The sequence below is a fragment of the Arthrobacter sp. 01N442 genome (assembly GCF_056399345.1).
In genome coordinates this window covers 126859-145107 of sequence record NZ_JBFTRD010000002.1, presented here as the reverse complement: position 1 = coordinate 145107, position 18249 = coordinate 126859, and the positions used below count along the sequence as shown (strand labels likewise).

The 18249-nt window shown below is 67.5% G+C and carries 15 protein-coding genes; 7 read left to right on the top strand and 8 right to left on the bottom strand.

Annotated features, from left to right (window positions below):
- Positions 1 to 42 precede the first annotated feature (42 nt).
- Positions 43 to 681: a TetR/AcrR family transcriptional regulator gene (locus AC1DNC_RS03010; RefSeq protein ID WP_476861084.1), complete on the bottom strand. Its 639-nt coding sequence runs from the start codon at positions 679 to 681 to the stop codon at positions 43 to 45.
- A 176-nt stretch (positions 682 to 857) separates the two neighbouring features.
- Between AC1DNC_RS03010 and AC1DNC_RS03005 the strand changes: the two genes are divergently transcribed.
- Positions 858 to 1106: a hypothetical protein gene (locus tag AC1DNC_RS03005; RefSeq protein ID WP_476861083.1), complete on the top strand. Its 249-nt coding sequence runs from the start codon at positions 858 to 860 to the stop codon at positions 1104 to 1106.
- A 15-nt stretch (positions 1107 to 1121) separates the two neighbouring features.
- Here AC1DNC_RS03005 and AC1DNC_RS03000 read toward each other — a convergent pair whose 3' ends face one another.
- A complete protein-coding gene (locus AC1DNC_RS03000; protein WP_476861082.1) occupies positions 1122 to 1838 on the bottom strand; it encodes a DsbA family oxidoreductase in 717 nt (238 codons plus the stop codon).
- 72 nt (positions 1839 to 1910) lie between these two features.
- Positions 1911 to 2447 carry an N-acetyltransferase family protein gene (locus AC1DNC_RS02995; RefSeq protein ID WP_476861081.1) on the bottom strand — a complete coding sequence of 179 codons (537 nt, stop codon included), beginning with the start codon at positions 2445 to 2447 and terminating at the stop codon, positions 1911 to 1913.
- 194 nt (positions 2448 to 2641) lie between these two features.
- On the opposite strand from AC1DNC_RS02995, the gene AC1DNC_RS02990 reads away from it, so the two are divergent.
- A complete protein-coding gene (locus AC1DNC_RS02990; RefSeq protein ID WP_476861578.1) occupies positions 2642 to 3790 on the top strand; it encodes an MFS transporter in 1149 nt (382 codons plus the stop codon).
- Between the two features lie 234 nt (positions 3791 to 4024).
- Here the strand turns inward: AC1DNC_RS02990 and aceB are convergent, their stop codons facing one another.
- Positions 4025 to 5689, bottom strand: a complete 1665-nt coding sequence (gene aceB, locus AC1DNC_RS02985; protein ID WP_476861080.1) for a malate synthase A — start codon at positions 5687 to 5689, stop codon at positions 4025 to 4027.
- A gap of 310 nt (positions 5690 to 5999) precedes the next feature.
- Positions 6000 to 7328 carry an isocitrate lyase gene (aceA, locus tag AC1DNC_RS02980; protein WP_476861079.1) on the bottom strand — a complete coding sequence of 443 codons (1329 nt, stop codon included), beginning with the start codon at positions 7326 to 7328 and terminating at the stop codon, positions 6000 to 6002.
- A gap of 168 nt (positions 7329 to 7496) precedes the next feature.
- Between aceA and AC1DNC_RS02975 the strand changes: the two genes are divergently transcribed.
- From AC1DNC_RS02975 to AC1DNC_RS02965, 3 genes are all read left to right on the top strand, one after another.
- Positions 7497 to 8981, top strand: coding sequence for a helix-turn-helix domain-containing protein (locus AC1DNC_RS02975; protein ID WP_476861078.1), 1485 nt, complete (start codon positions 7497 to 7499; stop codon positions 8979 to 8981).
- Positions 8982 to 9342: 361 nt separating this feature from the next.
- Positions 9343 to 11091 carry a pyruvate dehydrogenase gene (locus AC1DNC_RS02970; protein WP_476861077.1) on the top strand — a complete coding sequence of 583 codons (1749 nt, stop codon included), beginning with the start codon at positions 9343 to 9345 and terminating at the stop codon, positions 11089 to 11091.
- A 251-nt stretch (positions 11092 to 11342) separates the two neighbouring features.
- Complete coding sequence (locus AC1DNC_RS02965) at positions 11343 to 12617, top strand: serpin family protein (RefSeq protein WP_476861076.1); 1275 nt, start codon at positions 11343 to 11345, stop codon at positions 12615 to 12617.
- Between the two features lie 241 nt (positions 12618 to 12858).
- Here the strand turns inward: AC1DNC_RS02965 and AC1DNC_RS02960 are convergent, their stop codons facing one another.
- Positions 12859 to 13722, bottom strand: coding sequence for a hydroxymethylpyrimidine/phosphomethylpyrimidine kinase (locus tag AC1DNC_RS02960; RefSeq protein WP_476861075.1), 864 nt, complete (start codon positions 13720 to 13722; stop codon positions 12859 to 12861).
- A gap of 142 nt (positions 13723 to 13864) precedes the next feature.
- Here AC1DNC_RS02960 and AC1DNC_RS02955 point away from each other — a divergent pair, with 142 nt between their 5' ends.
- Positions 13865 to 15256, top strand: a complete 1392-nt coding sequence (locus tag AC1DNC_RS02955; protein WP_476861074.1) for an MFS transporter — start codon at positions 13865 to 13867, stop codon at positions 15254 to 15256.
- Positions 15257 to 15520: 264 nt separating this feature from the next.
- Positions 15521 to 16219 (top strand): queuosine precursor transporter, encoded by a 699-nt coding sequence (locus tag AC1DNC_RS02950; protein ID WP_476861073.1) that lies wholly within the window; start codon positions 15521 to 15523, stop codon positions 16217 to 16219.
- 61 nt (positions 16220 to 16280) lie between these two features.
- On the opposite strand, the gene AC1DNC_RS02945 is transcribed toward AC1DNC_RS02950, so the two are convergent.
- Complete coding sequence (locus AC1DNC_RS02945) at positions 16281 to 17243, bottom strand: type IV toxin-antitoxin system AbiEi family antitoxin domain-containing protein (RefSeq protein ID WP_476861072.1); 963 nt, start codon at positions 17241 to 17243, stop codon at positions 16281 to 16283.
- Between the two features lie 175 nt (positions 17244 to 17418).
- Entirely contained in the window at positions 17419 to 18168 is a 750-nt protein-coding gene (locus tag AC1DNC_RS02940) for a dienelactone hydrolase family protein (protein ID WP_476861071.1), read from the bottom strand.
- Positions 18169 to 18249: the final 81 nt, after the last annotated feature.

Here is an 18249-nt window from a genome sequence, read left to right as displayed (position 1 = left end):
ATGCCCGGACTAGCCGGGCCAGACCGGCCGGGCCGAGCATGGCTACGCGCCGAGGCGCAGGGGGTGGCCCTCGTCGTCGAACCTGGCCCCGGCACCCAGCTGGATGAAGCGCACCGTCCGGGTGATCCGCGCCTCCGCTTCCGGGTCGGGCCCCGCCCCGTCGCCCCGGGCCGCACTGGACGAGAGCGTTCCGTGGATGAGCTGGGCGAGCTGGGTGATGTCAGCCTCGGGGAGATAACCCTGCGCCATGCCGTCGCGCAGGATGTCCTGGAGCAGGAGGCTGAGTTCGCCCACATGGTCCGCCAGCTTGGCAAAGGAGGCAGGGGACAGGACGGCCCCCATCGCCGGGCCCGGCGGCAGGTGGCGCCGGCTTAGGTCCGCTACCTGGGCGCGCACGTAGAGCGCGAGCCGCTCCACCGGGTTCTCCAGCGAGGACAGGGAATCGCGCAGCTCCACGAGGAAGCGCTCGGTTTCGTCCAGGGCGTAGGCAATGAGGAGCTCTTCGATGTCCGCGTAGTAGTTGTAGACGGCGGTGCGGCCGATCCGGGCGTGCCGGGCGACGTCGGTCATGGTCAGGCCGGGCAGCCCGTGCGTGAAAAGCAGCTCGCCGAACGCGGTCAGGATTCGTCGCTGGGTCTCGGCTCGTTGGGCGGCGTTGCTCGCGGCCGAAATCCTAGGCATACGGACACTTTAGCGCGATCTGTCACTAAAAAGATCCGGACTGAGGCGCAAAAGGCCCAGGCCATGGCCGGGGGTCGCAAGAAAAACACGCACCGGAAACGCCCCCGAAACCTCGCCCGTGCATGCTGGTGCCAACGGAGTCCCGACGGCGGGGCGCCGATGGGGAGGAAATCGCTATGGGTACGGAAAATGTGATCCGGTCGTGCGCGCAACTGGCCACGGGGGACGAAGTCGAGGCCTGGCACAACGGCAAGTTGTTTCACCGCGGGCGGGTCACCCAGACCATCCCGCTGATGGAGCTGTTCTGGATCCTGGACGCCCGGACCGGCGCCCGCAAACTGCTCGACGTCGAGGCGCTGGAGATCGTCCGGAGAGGGCCGGCGCTGGGCCTCGGGCCAAACGCAGCCCTGGCCCAGCCCGCCTAGGCTCCGGCCGCGGATTCAGCCAGCGCAGCCGTCCGGGCCGCACGCCGCGCCGTCCTGGCCGGCCGCGGCAGCGCCGGCGTCGACCATCACCAGCGGGTGGCTTTCCTGCCAGGCCTGCTCCAGGGCGGCGGTGAAAGTTTCCGCGGGCTGGGCGCCGGAGAAGCCGTACTTGCGGTCGATGACGAAGAACGGCACGCCGCTGATGCCGAGGGCCCGGGCCTCGGCGAAGTCCTGCCGGACGGCGTCGGCGTATTTGTCCGAGCCGAGCAGTTCGTCCAGCTCGGCGGCGTCGATCCCGAGGTCGAGGCCCAAGGTGGTGAGGTAGTCGCGGTTTCCGATGTCGCGTCCGTGCTCGAAATGGTCACTGAGCAGGCGTTCCTTGGCGGCGTCCTGCTTACCGTGCGCGGCGGCGAGGTGGATCAGCCGGTGGGCGGTGAAGCTGTTGGCCACCACGACGTCGTCGAACCGGTAGTTGAGGCCCTCGGCGCTGGCCATTGCCGCCACGTGCTCGAACATCCCGCTGACCTGCTCCGGCGCCATCCCCTTACGGGTGCTCAGGTAGTCCAGCTCGGTGCCGTCGTAGTGCTCCGGCAGCGAGGGGTCCAACTGGAAGCTGCGCCACTGCACCTCCACGGCGTCGCGGTGCGGGAATGCCGCGAGGGCGGTTTCAAAGCGGCGCTTGCCGATGTAGCACCAGGGGCAGGCCACGTCGGACCAGATCTCAATCTTCATGCTGGCGACAACCCGGCCGGGCCCCGCTCCATTCCCGGCGGGCCTTCCGGGTGCCTCCCGGGATAGGGGCGCTCAGGGGGCGAGCAGACGTTCCATCACGAAGTCGTGCTCCACGGTGGTCCCCAACCTGAAGGACTTGGTGCCGACTTTTCGGAAGCCGGACTTCTCGTAGAACCTGATGGCTCGTGCGTTCTGGCTGTTCACGCCAAGCCAGAGACCTTGCGCGCCGGTAGCCGCCGCCGCTGTGATGCTGGCCTGCATGAGTTCGGCCGCCGCACCGAGGCCGTGGTGGTCCGGGTGGACGTAGCACTTGCTGAGCTCGGTGCTTGGTACGGCTTCCAGGACGGCCGACACGTCCGGATCCTGGGTGGGGCGGTCCACGAGCAGGCTGTAGCCGCGGAGGGCCCCTTCCGCGTCGAGCACGAGGACAGTGACATCCGGATCGCTCAGGTAGGCGCGGAAATTGCCTTCGCTGAGGGTGTTTGCGAGGTGCGCGGCTATGTCTTCCGGCCGGGACTCCGGCGGGCAGGCGAGCGGGAAGGTGATGGCTGCAAGTTCGGCCAGCGGACCGGCGTCGGCGGCCGTGGCCCTCCGGATGTGGTGCGTCATGCCAAAAACCCTAGTCCGCCGGCCGCGCGGCTTGTCTATCGTGAAGCCCGGTGCGTCATGTTCCGGCGGGTGCGGCGCGGGCCGCAGCGGCGCGTGATAGCAATGGGACTGATGAAAACATATTTCTGCCCGGCTGTCGGCCCGGGGACCGTGGGGTGAGCGCCTTGGCGAAGATCCCGCGCGGCGGGCTCCTGATGATCGCGATCGGACTCATCGCCCTCAACATGCGCGGGCCGTTCGTGGCGGTCGCGCCGGTGGTGGGGGACATGCAGCGCGACCTCGGGTTTTCACCGGTCGAAATCGGTTTCCTGACGGGCATCCCGGTGCTCTGTTTCGCGCTCGCCGCGCCGCTGGCCTCGCTGACCGGCCGGAAGCTGGGCCCGGAGTTCGCAATCACGCTGACCCTGCTGGGCGTGCTGCTTGGCGTCGTGGTGCGCTCCGCCGGCGGGGGCGCCCTCGTAATGCTCGGCACCGTGATCCTGGGTATCGCCATCACGATCGGCAACATCGTGGTCCCGTTGATCATCCGGCGGGACTTCAGCCCGGCGAAACAGGCCGCTGCCATGGGCACCTACACCGCCACGCTGAACATCGGCTCCTTTGTCACGTCCATGATTACGGCTCCATTGGCCGAGATGCTCGGCTGGCGTCCGGCGATCGCGGCGTGCGCCCTCTTCGCGGTCGCGGCCGGCGCAGTGTGGGTGTTGGCTGCCGGCAGCAGCTCGTTCCGGCCGGAAGCAATCCCGGGGGCGGACCCGACCCGGACGGCGGGACGGCCCGCATCGCGCTGGATCACGGTGGCGCTGACGGCGGGTTTCGCCGGACAGGCGTTCTCCTACTACGGCGTTACCGCCTGGCTGCCGAGCCTCCTCGCCGACGAACTCGGCCTGGCGCCGTCGGCGGCCGGTGCCGGATCCTCGCTGTTCCAGATCCTAGCGATCGCTGGCGGCCTGGGCGTTCCGCTCGTGGCCCGGCTTGCCAGCACGACGACGGTCGGACTCACCCTGGGCGCGCTGTGGCTGACGGTGCCGGTGGGGCTCCTGCTGGCCCCCGGGCTGTGGTGGCTGTGGGCCTCTTTCGGCGGCGTGGCCCAGGGCGGCGGCATCACGTTGATCTTCATCGCCATCATCCGGCTGGCACGCGACCAGGCCTCGGCCGGCCGGATGTCCGCCGTCGTCCAAGGCGCCGGCTACTGCTTCGGCGCCGCGGCCCCCACCCTGCTGGGCTACGTGCACGGTATCTCGGGTTCCTGGACCGGGCCGCTGCTGATGATCCTCGGCTCGGTGGCCCTATTCATCGTGGGCTGCGCGTTGTCCCTGCGCCACATCCCGAAGGCGCACTGAAACGACGGCGCGGGGCTGCCCGCGCCAACACTTGAGGCCCATGTTTTGTGGAAAACATGGGCCTCAAGTGTCCGTTCGACGCCGATGTCGGGTGCTCGGAAGGGGTTTTCCGTTGCCGGGCTGCCGCCCCGGATTTCGGGGAGCCTGTTGCGAAGGGCGTGGCAGCCCGGCGGACGGAATTCTGGCGGGGCCGGGTCCGGACGCCTGGGTGGCGCCCGGGCCCGGCGTAGGTGGCTAGACGGCCACCAGGTGGGTGCCGCTGGTTGCGGTCTTGGCGCCGTCGCGGGCTTCGTGCAGGAAACGGTCGTAGGCCGGCAGCGTCAGGAAGGCCGGGAACTCATTGCCGAGCGTGACCTCCTCGAAGATGTCCCGGGCGTCTGCGAAACGGTCGCCCTCGAAGCGTTCCAGCTTGGCGACTTCCTCATCCAGCATGTCTTCCACCCACTCGCGGGTGATGACGTCGCCCGCGTCCGTGATGGCCCGGGAGAAGATCCACTGCCACAGCTGCGAGCGGGAGATTTCCGCGGTCGCGGCGTCCTCCATCAGGTTGTGGATGGCCACCGCGCCGTTGCCGCGCAGCCAGGACTCGATGTAGCGGATGCCCACCTCGATGTTGTTCCGCACACCCTGTTCGGTGATGGTCCCCGTGGTGGAGGAGATGTCGATCAGGGCGCGGTCGTCGGGGGTGACGTCCTCGCGGAGCCGGTCCAGCTGGTTCGGGCGGTCGCCGAGGACGCCGTCGAACACCTCGCTGCACACCGGCACCAGGTCCGGGTGGGCCACCCAGGAGCCGTCAAAGCCGTCTGCGGCCTCGCGGGTCTTGTCGGCGCGGACCTTCTCGAAGGCGATGGCGTTCGCTTCCTCGTCCTTGCGGTTGGGGACAGCCGCCGCCATGCCGCCGATCGCCATGGCGCCGCGTTTGTGGCAGGCCCGCACCAGCTGTTCGGTGTAGGCGCGCATGAACGGCTGGGTCATGGTGACCTGGCCGCGGTCCGGGAGCACGAAGCGCGGGCCGCGGGTGCGGAAGTTCTTGATCAGCGAGAAGATGTAGTCCCAGCGGCCGGCGTTCAGGCCCGCAGCGTGGTCGCGCAGTTCGTAGAGGATCTCCTCCATCTCGAACGCGGCCGTGATGGTCTCGATCAGGACCGTGGCGCGGATGGTGCCCTGCGGGATGCCCAGCAGGTCCTGGGCCAGGACGAAGATGTCGTTCCACAGCCGCGCCTCGAGGTGGTTTTCGATCTTCGGCAGGTAGAAGTACGGTCCCTTGCCCTGGGCGATCAGGCGGCGGGCGTTGTGGAAGAAGTACAGACCGAAGTCCACGATGCCGCCGGCCACCGGGGCGCCGTCGATGAGCATGTGCTTTTCCGGCAGGTGCCAGCCGCGGGGACGGACCACGATCGTGGGCAGTTCCTCGGCAGCGCGGAGCTTGTACTCCTTGCCCTCCGGGGATGTGAAGTCGATCCGGTGCTCCAGCGCATCGGTCAGGTTCAGCTGGCCCTGGATCACGTTGCGCCACGTCGGCGTGGACGAGTCCTCCATGTCGGCCAGCCACACCTTGGCGCCGGAGTTCAGCGCATTGATGGTCATCTTCTTATCCACCGGGCCGGTGATCTCCACCCGCCGGTCCGTCAGCCCCGGTGCCGGGGGAGCCACGCGCCACTCCGGATCGTTGCGGATGGACTCGGTTTCGGGCAGGAAACGCGGATCCTGGCCCTTGCTGATCTGCTGGCGGCGTTCCTGCCGGGCCTGCAACAGCTCCTGCCGGCGCTCCGCGGTGGCCCGGTGCAGCTTGGCAACAAACGCCAGCGCGTCCGGAGTAAGCACCTCGCCCTGCCGGCAAATCGGCTGCGCGGTCAAAGTAACCCCGTTGATAGTGAAGTTGTCAGTGAAGCTGTTCATTTCAAATCTCTCCTTAGAGAAGAAGCAAGTTCGACGGCGAATGGTGACGTGGTTCGGGGCCGAAAAAGGCATTCCTCCGCGTGCTATTCCCCATCCCCGCCCGTCCTCGCAGAGCTCGGACGGGCGGGGACAGGGCCCCTTTTACGCACGCTTCCGGATTACCTTTCCCGGCCCCCGGTGGCTCACCCCGAGGTGCCGGCCGCCGTCGTGCCTTCCGGTGAGCTGGCTGACCAGCTCACCGGGGCGGCGAGATGGGCCCACAGCCGCCGGGTTCCCTCGCGAGCTTGCGAGCGGAGGGGGCGGCTGGGGATTAGTGAAACTGGCCCTCTTCGGTCGATCCGACCAAGGCGAGGGTGGATGCGTTCGGGTTGAGCGCGGTGGCGATGTCGTCGAAGTAGCCGGTGCCGACTTCGCGCTGGTGCTTGGTGGCGGTGTAGCCGCGTGCTTCGGAGGCGAATTCCTTCTCCTGCAGCTCGACGTAGGCGCTCATGCCTTCCCGGGCGTAGCCGTGGGCGAGGTCGAACATCGAGTAGTTCAGGGCGTGGAAGCCGGCCAGGGTGATGAACTGGAAGGTGAAGCCCATGGCGCCGAGTTCGCGCTGGAACTTCGCAATGGTGTCGTCGTCGAGGTGCTTGCGCCAGTTGAACGACGGCGAGCAGTTGTAGGACAGCATCTGGTCCGGGAATTCGGCCTTGACCGACTCGGCGAACTTGCGGGCCAGCTCCAGGTCCGGGGTGCCGGTCTCCATCCAGATCAGGTCGGAGTAGGGGGCGTAGGCCTTGGCCCGGGCGATGCAGGGTTCGATGCCGTTGCGGACCTTGTAGAAGCCCTCCGGGGTGCGCTCGCCGGTGATGAATTCCTGGTCGCGCTCGTCGACGTCGGAGGTGATCAGGGTGGCCGCCTCGGCGTCGGTGCGGGCGATGATGACCGACGGCGTACCGGCGACGTCGGCGGCCAGCCGGGCCGCGTTCAGCGTCCGGACGTGCTGCTGGGTGGGGATCAGGACCTTGCCGCCGAGGTGGCCGCACTTCTTCTCCGAGGCGAGCTGGTCTTCCCAGTGCACACCGGAGGCGCCGGCCTGGATCATGGACTTCATCAGCTCGTAGGCGTTGAGCGGGCCGCCGAAGCCGGCCTCGGCGTCGGCGACGATCGGCACCATCCAGTCCTCAACGGTCTGGATGCCCTCGGAAAACTCGATCTGGTCGGCGCGGAGCAGGGCATTGTTGATGCGGCGGACCACGGTGGGGACCGAGTTCGCCGGGTAGAGCGACTGGTCCGGGTAGGTGTGGCCGGAGTTGTTGGCGTCGGCGGCTACCTGCCAGCCGGAGAGGTAGATGGCCCGCAAGCCGGCCTTGACCTGCTGCACGGCTTGGTTGCCGGTCAGGGCGCCCAGGGCGTTGGTGTACTTGCCCTCTTTGTGCTCCTCGGTGAGCTGCTTCCACAGCTTCTCGGAGCCACGGCGGGCCAGGGTGTGTTCCTCGGAGACCCGGCCGCGGAGGCGGACGACGTCGGACGCTGAGTAATCCCGAGTGACACCTTCCCAGCGGGGGTTGGCGGCCCACTCGAGCTCCAGGGCGGCGGCCTGCTCTGTTGTGTCCTGGCTGGACGGCTGCTGGGTGGGCTCAAATGCTGCAGTCATCTTTGTCTCCTTGGTGGATCCGGGGCCGGCCAGCCTGCGTCGCTGCGGTTTGCTGGCCGGTTGTCCGGGTGGTGAATCTTTCTGTGAGAACTACTTTTCTGCACTTTCCAAGGGGTTTCTAGACCAAAAGTATGGAAAGAAATGCGGTTCTTCGCATATTCTCAATAAATGCATCCCGCCAGTTGGAATCGCCAGGCTTCGTCCTCGCCTTCGCCCGTCACGCCCGAGGTGGACGTCATTAGCATGGGCCGCCGTGTCCGCCATTTGCGCAAGGCGGCGGGGCTGACGCTTGATGACCTGAGTGCCGCCGTCGGAACCGCCCCGAGCCAGCTGAGCCTGATCGAAAACGGCAAGCGCGAACCCAAGCTCGGGCTGCTCCAGCAGCTCGCCGCGGCGCTCGGCGTCAGCATCGACGAACTGCTCGGCGCGGAACCGCCCAACCGCCGCGCGGCCCTGGAGATTGAGCTGGAGCGCTACCAGCGCAGCCCGATCTACGAGTCCCTGAACCTGCCCAAAATCCGCATCAGTTCAAGGCTGCCGATGGACGTACTGGAGTCCATGGTGGGCCTGCAGCATGAGTTGGAGCGCCGCCTCAACGAGCAGGTCGCGACGCCGGAGGAAGCCCGCCGTGCCAACGGCGAGCTGCGCGCCATGATGCGGGAGCGGAACAACTACTTCCCGGAGTACGAGGCGGAGGCGCAGAAGGTCCTCGCGTCCGTTGGCCACACGTCCGGCCCGCTGTCCCACCATGTCATCGCGGACATTGCCGGACACCTCGGATTCAGTCTGCACCATGTGGGCGACCTGCCGCATTCCACCCGCTCGGTGACGGATCTGAAGAACCGCAGAATTTACCTCACGCAGAACGCCCGGAGCGACCACGACCCCCGTTCGGTGCTGCTGCAGGCCCTGGGCCACTACGTCCTGGGCCACCAGACCCCCACGAACTACGGCGACTTCCTGATGCAGCGGGTCGCCACGAACTACTTCGCCGCCGCACTGCTGCTGCCCGAGCAGGCCACCGTCGAGTTCCTGAAACGCGCCAAGGCGGCCAAGGAAATCGCGGTGGAGGACATCCGCGACGCGTTTGCGGTGTCCTACGAGACCGCCGCGCACCGGTTCACCAACCTCGCCACCGAGCACCTGGACCTCCGCACGCACTTCCAGAAGACGCACAAGAGCGGAATCATCTACAAGGCGTACGAGAACGACGGCGTGACGTTCCCGCAGGACCACACCGGCGCCATCGAGGGCCAGCCCTCGTGCAAGAACTGGACCTCCCGCGTGGTGTTCGACGTGCCGGACAAGTTCAGTGCCTACAACCAGTACACGGACACCCCAGCCGGGACGTACTGGTGCACGGCCCGGACCGAGCGCTCCGCGAACGGCGAATTCTCGCTCTCCGTGGGGGTGCCCTATGCGCAGGTCAAGTGGTTCCGCGGCCGCGACACCACGGAACGGTCCAAGTCGACCTGCCCGGACGAGAGCTGCTGCAAGCGACCGCCGGCCGCCCTGGCCTCGGAGTGGGCCGGCAACGCCTGGCCCTCGGCCCGCGCCCACTCTCACCTGCTCGCCGCAATGCCGCCCGGCGCCTTCCCCGGCGTGGACGAGACCGAGGTCTACTCCTTCCTGCAGGCCCACTCCGGCTCCTGAGCACCCCCCGACCCTGGCTCCGACGCTCCCGACCCGGACCCCGACGCTCCCTCAGGTTCGGCGCGTTTCGTGGCGACGCTCCCTCAGGTCCGGCGGGTTTCACGTCTCGCGGGTTTTTGGGGGATGCTCCCTCAGGTTCGGCGGGTTTTTGGGCGACGGTGCCTCACGTCCGACACGGGTTCGCTGGACCCGCCCTCAGAGCAGCTGAGGGAGCGTCTGTCGTTTTGCTGCCGGATTTGAGGGAGCGTCTGTGGGTAGGGTGCCGGATCTGAGGGAGAGTCCTCTGGGAGAGGCTCGGGAGGTGAGCGGACTATATTGGCCAGTGTCAGCTCATCGACCTACCTCGCGGGAGCGTGCACCCATGGCCAAGGAACTTGCCACCCAGCTTGTCGAACAACTCCAGGCTGCCGGCGTGCAGCGCATTTACGGGATTGTTGGCGACAGCCTGAACCCGATCGTCGACGCCGTCCGGAAGACCGGGGGCGCCGCGAAGGGCGGGATCGACTGGATCCACGTCCGGCATGAAGAAGCCGCCGCCTTCGCCGCCGCAGCCGAGGCCCAGCTGACCGGCAAGCTTGCGGTTTGCGCCGGCTCCTGCGGCCCGGGCAACCTGCACCTGATCAACGGCTTGTACGACGCCAACCGCTCCGGCGCCCCGGTGCTCGCCATCGCCTCGCACATCCCGAGCAAGCAGATCGGCAGCAGCTTCTTCCAGGAAACCCACCCGGCCCGGCTGTTCAACGAATGCTCGGTCTACTCCGAACTCATCAGCACCGCAGAACAGGCGCCGCGGGTCATGCACAGCGCCATCCAGCACGCCGTCGCCCTCCGTGGCGTCGCCGTCGTGACCCTGCCGGGCGACATCGCCGGACTCGAGGCGACCGCCGAAACGCCAGCGCCGGCGGCGTTCCGGCCGGCCGCGCTGGTGCCCGACCCCGCCAGCGTGCGGGAGCTAGCGGACGCCATCAACGACGCCGGGAAGGTCGCCATCTTCGCCGGGGCCGGCGTCGACGGCGCGCATGACGAGGTGATCGCGCTCGCCGAGCTTGTGAAGGCCCCGATCGGGCACTCGCTGCGCGGCAAGGACTTCATGCAGTACGACAACCCCTACGACATCGGCATGACCGGCCTGCTCGGCTACGGCGCCGCGGCCGAGGGGATCGAGGACGCGGATCTGCTGATCCTGCTGGGCACGGACTTCCCCTATGACCAGTTCCTCCCGGGGACCCGGACGGCGCAGGTGGACCGGGCCGCGCAGAACCTGGGCCGGCGCACCGACGTCGACATCGCCGTGCACGGTGACGTGCTGCCCACGCTCGCCGCGCTGATGCCGCTGCTCAAGGCGAAGAAAAGCAGCCGCTTCCTCGATGCAATGCTCAAAAAGCACGACCGGCTGATGAACAAGGCCGTCGGCGCGTACACCCGCAAGGTGGAGAAGACCCAGCCGATCCACCCCGAGTACGCCGCTTCGCTGCTGGACCAGGTCGCGGCCGAGGACGCAGTTTTCACGGCCGACACCGGCATGTGCAACGTCTGGACCGCGCGCTACATCAACCCGCTGGGCACCCGGCGGCTGATTGGGTCCTACCTGCATGGCTCCATGGCCAACGCGCTGCCGCACGCGATCGGCGCCCAGCTGGCGTACCCGGGACGGCAGGTGGTCTCGGTGTCCGGCGACGGCGGCCTGTCGATGCTGCTGGGCGAGCTGATCACGGTCGCGGCGCACCGGCTGCCGGTCAACGTGGTGGTGTTCAACAACTCGACGCTCGGCATGGTCAAGCTGGAGATGCTGGTGGACGGACTGCCCGACTTCGGCGTGGATGTTCCGGACGCCAACTACGCACAGGTCGCCCGCGCCCTCGGGTTCCACGCCGTCCGCGTCACGGACCCGGCCAAGATCGAGGATGGGTACCGGGAAGCGTTCGCCCACCCCGGACCGTCCCTCGTGGAGCTCATCACGGATCCCAAGGCACTGTCCATCCCGCCGAAGATCAAGGGCGCCCAGATTCTGGGCTTCGCCACGGCCATGTCCAAGGTGGTGCTGAACCGCGGCGCCGGCGAGGCCGTGAGCATGGCCCGAAGCAACCTGCGCAACATCCCGCGGCGCTGACCGGACACGGTTCCGCAGGGGGCCGCGGTTGCCCCGATTCGACGGTTCCGTGCGGAGTCGACGTCGGGATACGTCGAGCGGGCAGGGAACCGTCGAAACGGACCGGGCCGACGTCGAAACGGACCGGGTCGACCCCGAAACGGCGCCAAATCGTGACCGGGGTGCGGTCGCGCTTTCCCGGTGCCGGTGCTTGACTGGCCGTAGGCGGATCCCCGCCGTTTTACGCCATTGTGCGGGCTTTTGGGGGCGCGATGAAGCAGAAATCCAGGCTAAGGATTCTTACAACCGCGGCGGCTGCGGCGCTGGCGCTGGTCTTGTCGGCCTGCACGGCCTCGCCGCCGGCGCTGCTCAGGGCCGACGGCGTCGAACGGGTTTCGGTGGACCGGTCCGCCTACCCGGCCGAGCTGGCCACGCTCCGGGCGTCGGCGCGAAAGCTCGGTGCCGCACTGCTCGCAGACAGTGGCGACGCTGGCAACGTCGTTGCGTCCCCGACCAGCCTGCTGGTTGCCCTTACCATGCTGCGGACCGGCGCAACCGGGGCGACCGCCGCCGAGATGGACAGGGCCCTCGGCCTCCCCGCGGAGCACCGCGACGAAGCCTTGAATGCCCTGCTCGCGTCCTTGGAATCCTTCGACGGCGACCCCGGCTCGGTGGACGAAAAGAACCCTCCGCGCCGGCCCGTCCTGCACGCCGCGAATGGGCTCTTCGTGGACAAGGGAGTTCCTACCGGGGAGCGCTATCTCGATTCCTTGGCTCGCTACTATGGGACCGGCGTGTATCCCGTGAATTTCCAGGATGAGAAAGCCACTCGACCCGCGATCGACGCCTGGGTGAACAAGAACACCGGTGGCCGGATCAAGAAGGCCCCGGCCGGATACGGCAAAGACAACACCTTCAGCGTGCTCAATGCCGTGTACTTCGCCTCGGCCTGGAAGGTCCCCTTCGACCCGACCGACACCGCCGACCGGCCATTCACGACGGCGGACGGCCTCCAAGTCACCGTCCCCACCATGTCCGGCGTCCGGGACCTCTCCTTTGCCCAAGGCAAGGGCTGGCAAGCCGTCGACCTTCCCTATGCAGATGGGTTCGTGATGCGGCTGGTTCTGCCGGATTCCGGGGCCGCCATGCCCGGCACGAACGTCTTCGCGGACGCCACAAGTGCCCTCGAAGCGGCGGCGCCCATCCCCACTCAAATCTTCCTGCCCCGGTGGGACCACCAGAGTAGCTTCGAGCTGCGCAGGGTCTTCGCCAGACTGGGCCTGCGGGAAATGCTTGAAACCGCGTCCGACTTCAACGCGATCCAGCCGGGACTGCAGATCACGCAGGCAGCGCAAGCCGTCAACATCACCGTGGCGGAGAAGGGCACCGTCGCCGCCGCCGTGACCCAGATCAACGCGAAAGCGGTGAGCGGCGCGGTGCAGACAAAAGCGATCCGCTTCGACCGGCCGTTCCTCTACGAGATCGTCCACATCGAAACCGGACTGCCCGTGTTCATGGGCACTGTTTCGAACCCCAGCCCCTCCTGAGACGCTCCCTCAGATTCTGCAGGAAAATCCCGAACGCTCCCTCACATTCGGCAGGGAAATCCCGAACGCTCCCTCACAAGATGTGAGGGAGCGTCGGGAGGGGAAGCGCCGGATGTGAGGGAGCGTCGGGAGGATTGGCGCCGGATGTGAGGGAGCGTCGGGAAAATTGGCGCCGGATGTGAGGGAGGGTCGCGGCGGGAAGCGCCGGATGTGAGGGAGCGTCCGGGGTGAGTGCGGCTGGTTAGCGCGGGCCGCCCTGCCAGAGGGCGTCGAACGGGGCGCCCGAGGCTACCCGGTTCCGGATTCCCGCGGTGACGAACTCCTTGGCCGTGCGGGCTGCCTCCAGCGGCGTGGCGCCCTTGGCCAGCTCGGCCGTGACCGCGGCGGCCAGTGAGCACCCGGCGCCGGAGACCGCCACCTCGCCCACCTTCGGCGCGGACAGGACTTCCAGGGTTTCGCCGTCGTAGTAGACGTCGACGGCGTCCGGCCCGGTCAGGCGCACGCCGCCCTTGGCCAGCACGGCGGCGCCGCTCAGCTCGTGGATGCGGACGGCCGCGGCCTTGAGGGATTCGACGTCGGTGATCTCCAGCCCGGAGAGCGATTCGGCCTCGAAGTGGTTCGGCGTGACGAACGTGGCCAGCGGCAGGATCTGCGCCTTGAGGGCCTGGTCGGTATCCAGGGCGTGGCCCGGTTCCTGGCCCTTGCAGATCAGCACCGGGTCCAGCACCACGTTGCGGAAGGCGGAATCGGCCAGCGTGGAGGCCACCGTGGAAATGGCGTCCGGGCTGCCGAGCATGCCGATCTTGACCGTATCCAACACGGAGGGTGCGCCGGACGCGGCGCCGTACGCCGCCGTCGTGGCCTCGAGCTGGTCGGCGATAACCTGCTGGTCCACCGCGACGAAGCGGTGGTTCCAGTTGTCCTTCGGATCGAAGGAGACGATGCAGGTCAGGTTCGCGATGCCGAAAACGCCCAGTTCCTGGAAGGTCTTCAGGTCTGCCTGTGCGCCCGCGCCGCCGGTCGCCTCGGAACCGGCGATGGTCAGGGCTATGGCGGGGTAGGCGTCGGCGTCGGAGGTCACGTTGTCCACAGCGAAAGAAGTCATGGACCCATCCTGCCACTCACGGAAAACCGGCCGCATTGTGCTCATGACCAATATGACCAAAACCCAAGTGTTCTGAATCACGGCAACTAAGGTGGCGGACGGTGTTGCTGCCTTGCGACGCCGGATCCAGGAAGGTTCATTGATGAGCACCCAACTGTCCGAAGCGGCCCAGACACGAAAAGCCGTCGGCAACATCCTCAAAGGCTCGGCCGGCAACCTTGTCGAGTGGTACGACCTCTACGTCTACACAGTCTTCGCGGCGTATTTCCAGTCGCACTTCTTCAACTCCAAGGACGACCTGCAGGCCGGGCTCGAGGCGATGGCCGTGTTCTCGACGTCGTTCCTGATGCGCCCGATCGGTGCCTGGTTCTTCGGCCGCTACGCCGACCGCAAGGGCCGCAAGGCCGCCCTGACCCTGAGCGTGACGATGATGTCCGCCGGGTCCTTCGCCATCGCGGTCCTCCCGACCCAGCAGGTGATCGGCCTGTGGGCGATGATCCTGCTGGTCCTCATCCGCGTGATCCAGGGCTTCTCGGTGGGCGGCGAGTACGGCACCAGCGCCACCTACATGTCCGAGGCCGCCACCACCAAGCGCCGCGGCTTCTTCTCCAGCTTCCAGTACGTCACACTGATCGGCGGCCAGATGCTGGCCCTGCTGGTCCTCGTCATCCTGCAGAACGTGATGCCGAAGGCGGACCTGGGCGAGTGGGGCTGGCGCATCCCGTTCGCGATCGGCGGCGTCGCGGCCCTCGTGGTCCTGTGGCTGCGCCGGTCGATGGAAGAAACCGTCTCGGCCGAACAGATCGAGGCCGCGAAGGCCCCCGCGGTGGCCGGCGAAGCACAGCCGGGCACCATGAAGCTGCTGTTCACCAGCTACTGGAAGCCGCTGCTGGTCTGCATCGGCATCACCCTCGGCGGCACCGTGGCGTTCTACACCTACACAAACTTCATCCTGAAGTTCATGAACGACACCTCCGGCATCGCCAAGACGGACACCTCCGTGATCAACTTCTGGGCGCTGTTCATCTTCATGCTGCTCCAGCCGGTCTACGGCATCATCTCGGACAAGGTGGGCCGCAAGCCGCTGCTGCTCTGGTTCGGCATCACCGGCGTGCTCTTCACCTGGCCGCTGCTCTCCACCCTGGCCGGCACCAAGGACCCGTTCACCGCGTTCCTGCTGATGATGGGCGGCCTGCTGATCGTCGGCGGCTACACCTCGATCAACGCCCTGGTGAAGGCCGAACTGTTCCCTGCGTCCATCCGCGCCCTCGGCGTCGGACTGGGTTACGCGATCGCCAACTCGCTCTTCGGCGGCACCGTTCCGCTGATTGGTGCGGCGCTGCAGAAGGCCGGCCAGGAGGAGCTCTTCTTCACCTACGTCACCGTGGCCATCGCGATCTCGCTGCTGGTCTACATCTTCGCGCTGAAGAACAAGAAGTCCACGCACCTGGACCACGAGCAGGGCCACGCCTGGCATCCCGCCGCCGCCCGCGAGGACGACGGCAAGGACCTCGTGGAGGCCTCGCGCCGCTAAGGTACTTCGGTAAGTTCGCCGTTTGGACGGTTCCCTGCGCCCACGACGCTCCGCAGCGTCGAATTGGCCGGGAACCGTCGAAACGGCGCACCGTCGTCGTTAACGGCTGCGCGGGAGTGACGCCGGAAGCGTGCCGGGTAGGTGGGAGAATAGAGACGGTTCCGGGCCACCTGCCGCAGGAACCCCCAGTGCTAATACAGCCGGCCGTCCCGGGCGTGCACGCGTCACGGACCGCCGAGCGAACCACTAAGAATGGACCCACACATGACTTCCGCCAAGACCTTGCCGGCTGCGGCCCCGCCAAAGTTCGCCTCGATCGGGTCCCCATACTTCGGCATCATGCTGGCCGTCATGGCCGTGGTGCTGATCCTGTCCAACATCGGCGCCTCCAAGGGCGTGGCGATCGGTCCGATCATCACCGACGGCGGGTTCTTCCTCTTCCCGTTGGCCTACATCCTGGGCGACGTCATCAGCGAGGTCTACGGCTTCAGGGTCGCGCGTAAGGCCATCATCACCAGCTTCGCACTGTCCGTCTTCGCGTCGCTCTGCTACTGGGTGATCATCGCGTTGCCCGGCTTCGACGACGAATACGGCGCGGCCAAGCAGTCCGCGCTGGAAGGTGCCCTGGGCCCGGTCCCGCAGATCGTGCTCGCCTCGCTCCTGGCTTTTCTCGCCGGCCAGACCATCAACTCCTGGATCCTGGTGAGAATGAAGGCACGGACCGGGGAGAAATCGCTCTGGGCCCGGATCATGGGCTCCTCGGTGGCCGGCGAATTCGTGGACACGCTGATCTTCTGCAGCATCGCCGCCTCCGTCATCGGCATCTCCGACGTCGCGATGTTTGTGAACTACGTCCTCGTGGGTTTCCTGTACAAAACCCTCGTGGAGTTCGCCTTCGTGCCGCTGACCACGCTCGCCATTGGCTGGGTCAAGAGGCGCGAACCGAGTTACGGGGCGGTCTAGCGGCGCCTGCGCCACCCCGTCCGTTTCGACGGTTCCGAGCCCGCTCGACGCTGCGAAACGCCTAGCCGGCAGCCGACCGTCGAAACGGGGATGAATCGGCCCCGGCGCCGCGGTTCAACGCCCTGAGAACCCGGTATTTGAACTCCACCTCGTTGAACAAGTGCTTCCATTCGATCCGCAGGAATATCCAGCCCTGCTCCGTCAGCGCCTTCTCCCGCTGCCGCTCTGCGAACAGGACCTCCCCGGTGGGCCGGTATTCGAAGTACTTGCCCTTGCCGTCGAACTCGAGGGCAACCTTGACCTTTGGCCAGGCAAAGTCCATCCGGTATTCCCCGAGCGGGGTCAGGACGCTGTATTGCAGTTCCGGCGGCCTGATCCCGAGCCGGTGCAGCAGTTCCCTCGTGAGGCTCTCGCCGGCGGACTCCGAGCGGGCATCGACCAGTTCGAGCGCCCGGCGCAGCGCGACCACACCGTTGCGGCCGGCGAGGGCATCACACGCAGCGCGGATCATGCCAAGGTCCGCTCCGAGACGGGCCGCATGATCGACCAGGATCACGGCCTGCGGCACGGTAAACATCAGGCAGCAGTCGACGACGGTGCGCTCCAGGGACGTGCAAGGCCATCCGTCCACGAAGCACAGCTCGCGGCTTGCCACCCGCCTGGTGTGGGCGACGACGTCGCGCCCATGCGAAATCCCCGAGGGGCAGCCGGCCTGGGTGAGGTGCACGCGGTCATCGACCTTCCACAGCCGAAGTCTGTGGAGGCTGGCACCCGAGACGTGGCTGTACACGAATCCGCCCGCCGACGTCGTCAACGTTCCGAGCGCGTGGGCAGAAATCAGCTGACGACGGCGGGACGGGGCGTCAAGGTCCCGCCACCAGTCGCCCCGGCCGTAGCAGCCGCGGCGAAGCCGGACCAGGCTTCCGTCGCGGACGAGCACGGCGATGGCGCGGGCATTGAGTCCGGAGGCCAGGAGCTGGTCCGTGCGCCAGAGGGTCCCGTCACCGGGAAGTTTTGTAGGCATGGGACCAGCTTTGACCACGCGCCCGGCGCGCTGAAGGGATCCGTGGGCGTATGTGGATATCGCCGATTCGACGGTTCCCCGCGGGGACGACGTTTACCCGCGTCGAACGCGCAGGGAACCGTCGAAACGGCGCCGGGACCAGGTCCCGGTCGAGGGCGCTGGGGGAGCGCCCGCGTCAGGCCTCGAGCGTGCCGTCCAGGAGTTCGCGGAGCTCGCGGAAGTGCCGTTCGGTGGCCTCGGGGTGGAAAGCGGAGGTATCCGCCATCGAGTAGCCATGGGGTGCCCCGGCGTAAACCTCGTTGCTGGCATCCAAGCCCGCCCCGTCCAGGGCCGCACCGAGCCGGGCGACGGCGTCGGCGTCCATGCTTCGGTCATGGTCGGCGTGGCCGAAGACGAACCGGGCGCGGGCGTTGCCGAGTCCCAGGTGCGGGCTGTCGGGCTCGTCGGTGGCGAGGCCGCCGCCATGGAAGCCGCCGCAGGCTGCCACCGCGTCCGGGTGGGCGGTGGCGGTGCGGACGGCAAGCCGTGCACCCATGCAGTAGCCGGTGACGCCGATCGGGCCGGGCGCGACGCCGTCGAGCTTGCCAAGGGCAGCCACCCACGCGTCAATATCCGGCAGCGCTTTGTCCGCGGTGAGGCGCCCGACCCGCGGGAAGGCTGCCGCGCCGGCAGCCTCGCGGCCCTCCGGCGTCGTCATGTCCCCTGCCGGGGCGAGCTCGGACGCCGTCCCTTCGCGGTAGAAGACGTTCGGGGCCAGGACGACGTAGCCCCAGTCGGCGATGCGCTGCGCCATGTCCTGCATGCGGGGGCGCAGCCCGAAGGCGTCCATGTACAGGATGACGCCCGGGAAGGGGCCCTCGCCGGTGGAGGGGCGGGCCACTAGGGCCTCGGCTGTTCCGTCTGCGGCGGGAATCTCGATAACCATCCGGCCAGCCTATCCGACGCCATTTCGACGGTTCCCTGCGCGCTCGACGTTTACCCGCGTCGAACGCGCAGGGAACCGTCG

Excerpts from the sequence above, each read along its gene's own strand:
- AC1DNC_RS03010 (WP_476861084.1), bottom strand. The coding sequence starts at position 681 with ATGCCTAGGATTTCGGCCGCGAGCAACGCCGCCCAACGAGCCGAGACC.
- AC1DNC_RS03005 (WP_476861083.1), top strand. The coding sequence starts at position 858 with ATGGGTACGGAAAATGTGATCCGGTCGTGCGCGCAACTGGCCACGGGG.
- AC1DNC_RS03000 (WP_476861082.1), bottom strand. The coding sequence starts at position 1,838 with ATGAAGATTGAGATCTGGTCCGACGTGGCCTGCCCCTGGTGCTACATC.
- AC1DNC_RS02995 (WP_476861081.1), bottom strand. The coding sequence starts at position 2,447 with ATGACGCACCACATCCGGAGGGCCACGGCCGCCGACGCCGGTCCGCTG.
- AC1DNC_RS02990 (WP_476861578.1), top strand. The coding sequence starts at position 2,642 with ATGATCGCGATCGGACTCATCGCCCTCAACATGCGCGGGCCGTTCGTG.
- aceB (WP_476861080.1), bottom strand. The coding sequence starts at position 5,689 with ATGAACAGCTTCACTGACAACTTCACTATCAACGGGGTTACTTTGACC.
- aceA (WP_476861079.1), bottom strand. The coding sequence starts at position 7,328 with ATGACTGCAGCATTTGAGCCCACCCAGCAGCCGTCCAGCCAGGACACA.
- AC1DNC_RS02975 (WP_476861078.1), top strand. The coding sequence starts at position 7,497 with ATGCATCCCGCCAGTTGGAATCGCCAGGCTTCGTCCTCGCCTTCGCCC.
- AC1DNC_RS02970 (WP_476861077.1), top strand. The coding sequence starts at position 9,343 with ATGGCCAAGGAACTTGCCACCCAGCTTGTCGAACAACTCCAGGCTGCC.
- AC1DNC_RS02965 (WP_476861076.1), top strand. The coding sequence starts at position 11,343 with ATGAAGCAGAAATCCAGGCTAAGGATTCTTACAACCGCGGCGGCTGCG.
- AC1DNC_RS02960 (WP_476861075.1), bottom strand. The coding sequence starts at position 13,722 with ATGACTTCTTTCGCTGTGGACAACGTGACCTCCGACGCCGACGCCTAC.
- AC1DNC_RS02955 (WP_476861074.1), top strand. The coding sequence starts at position 13,865 with ATGAGCACCCAACTGTCCGAAGCGGCCCAGACACGAAAAGCCGTCGGC.
- AC1DNC_RS02950 (WP_476861073.1), top strand. The coding sequence starts at position 15,521 with ATGACTTCCGCCAAGACCTTGCCGGCTGCGGCCCCGCCAAAGTTCGCC.
- AC1DNC_RS02945 (WP_476861072.1), bottom strand. The coding sequence starts at position 17,243 with ATGCCTACAAAACTTCCCGGTGACGGGACCCTCTGGCGCACGGACCAG.
- AC1DNC_RS02940 (WP_476861071.1), bottom strand. The coding sequence starts at position 18,168 with ATGGTTATCGAGATTCCCGCCGCAGACGGAACAGCCGAGGCCCTAGTG.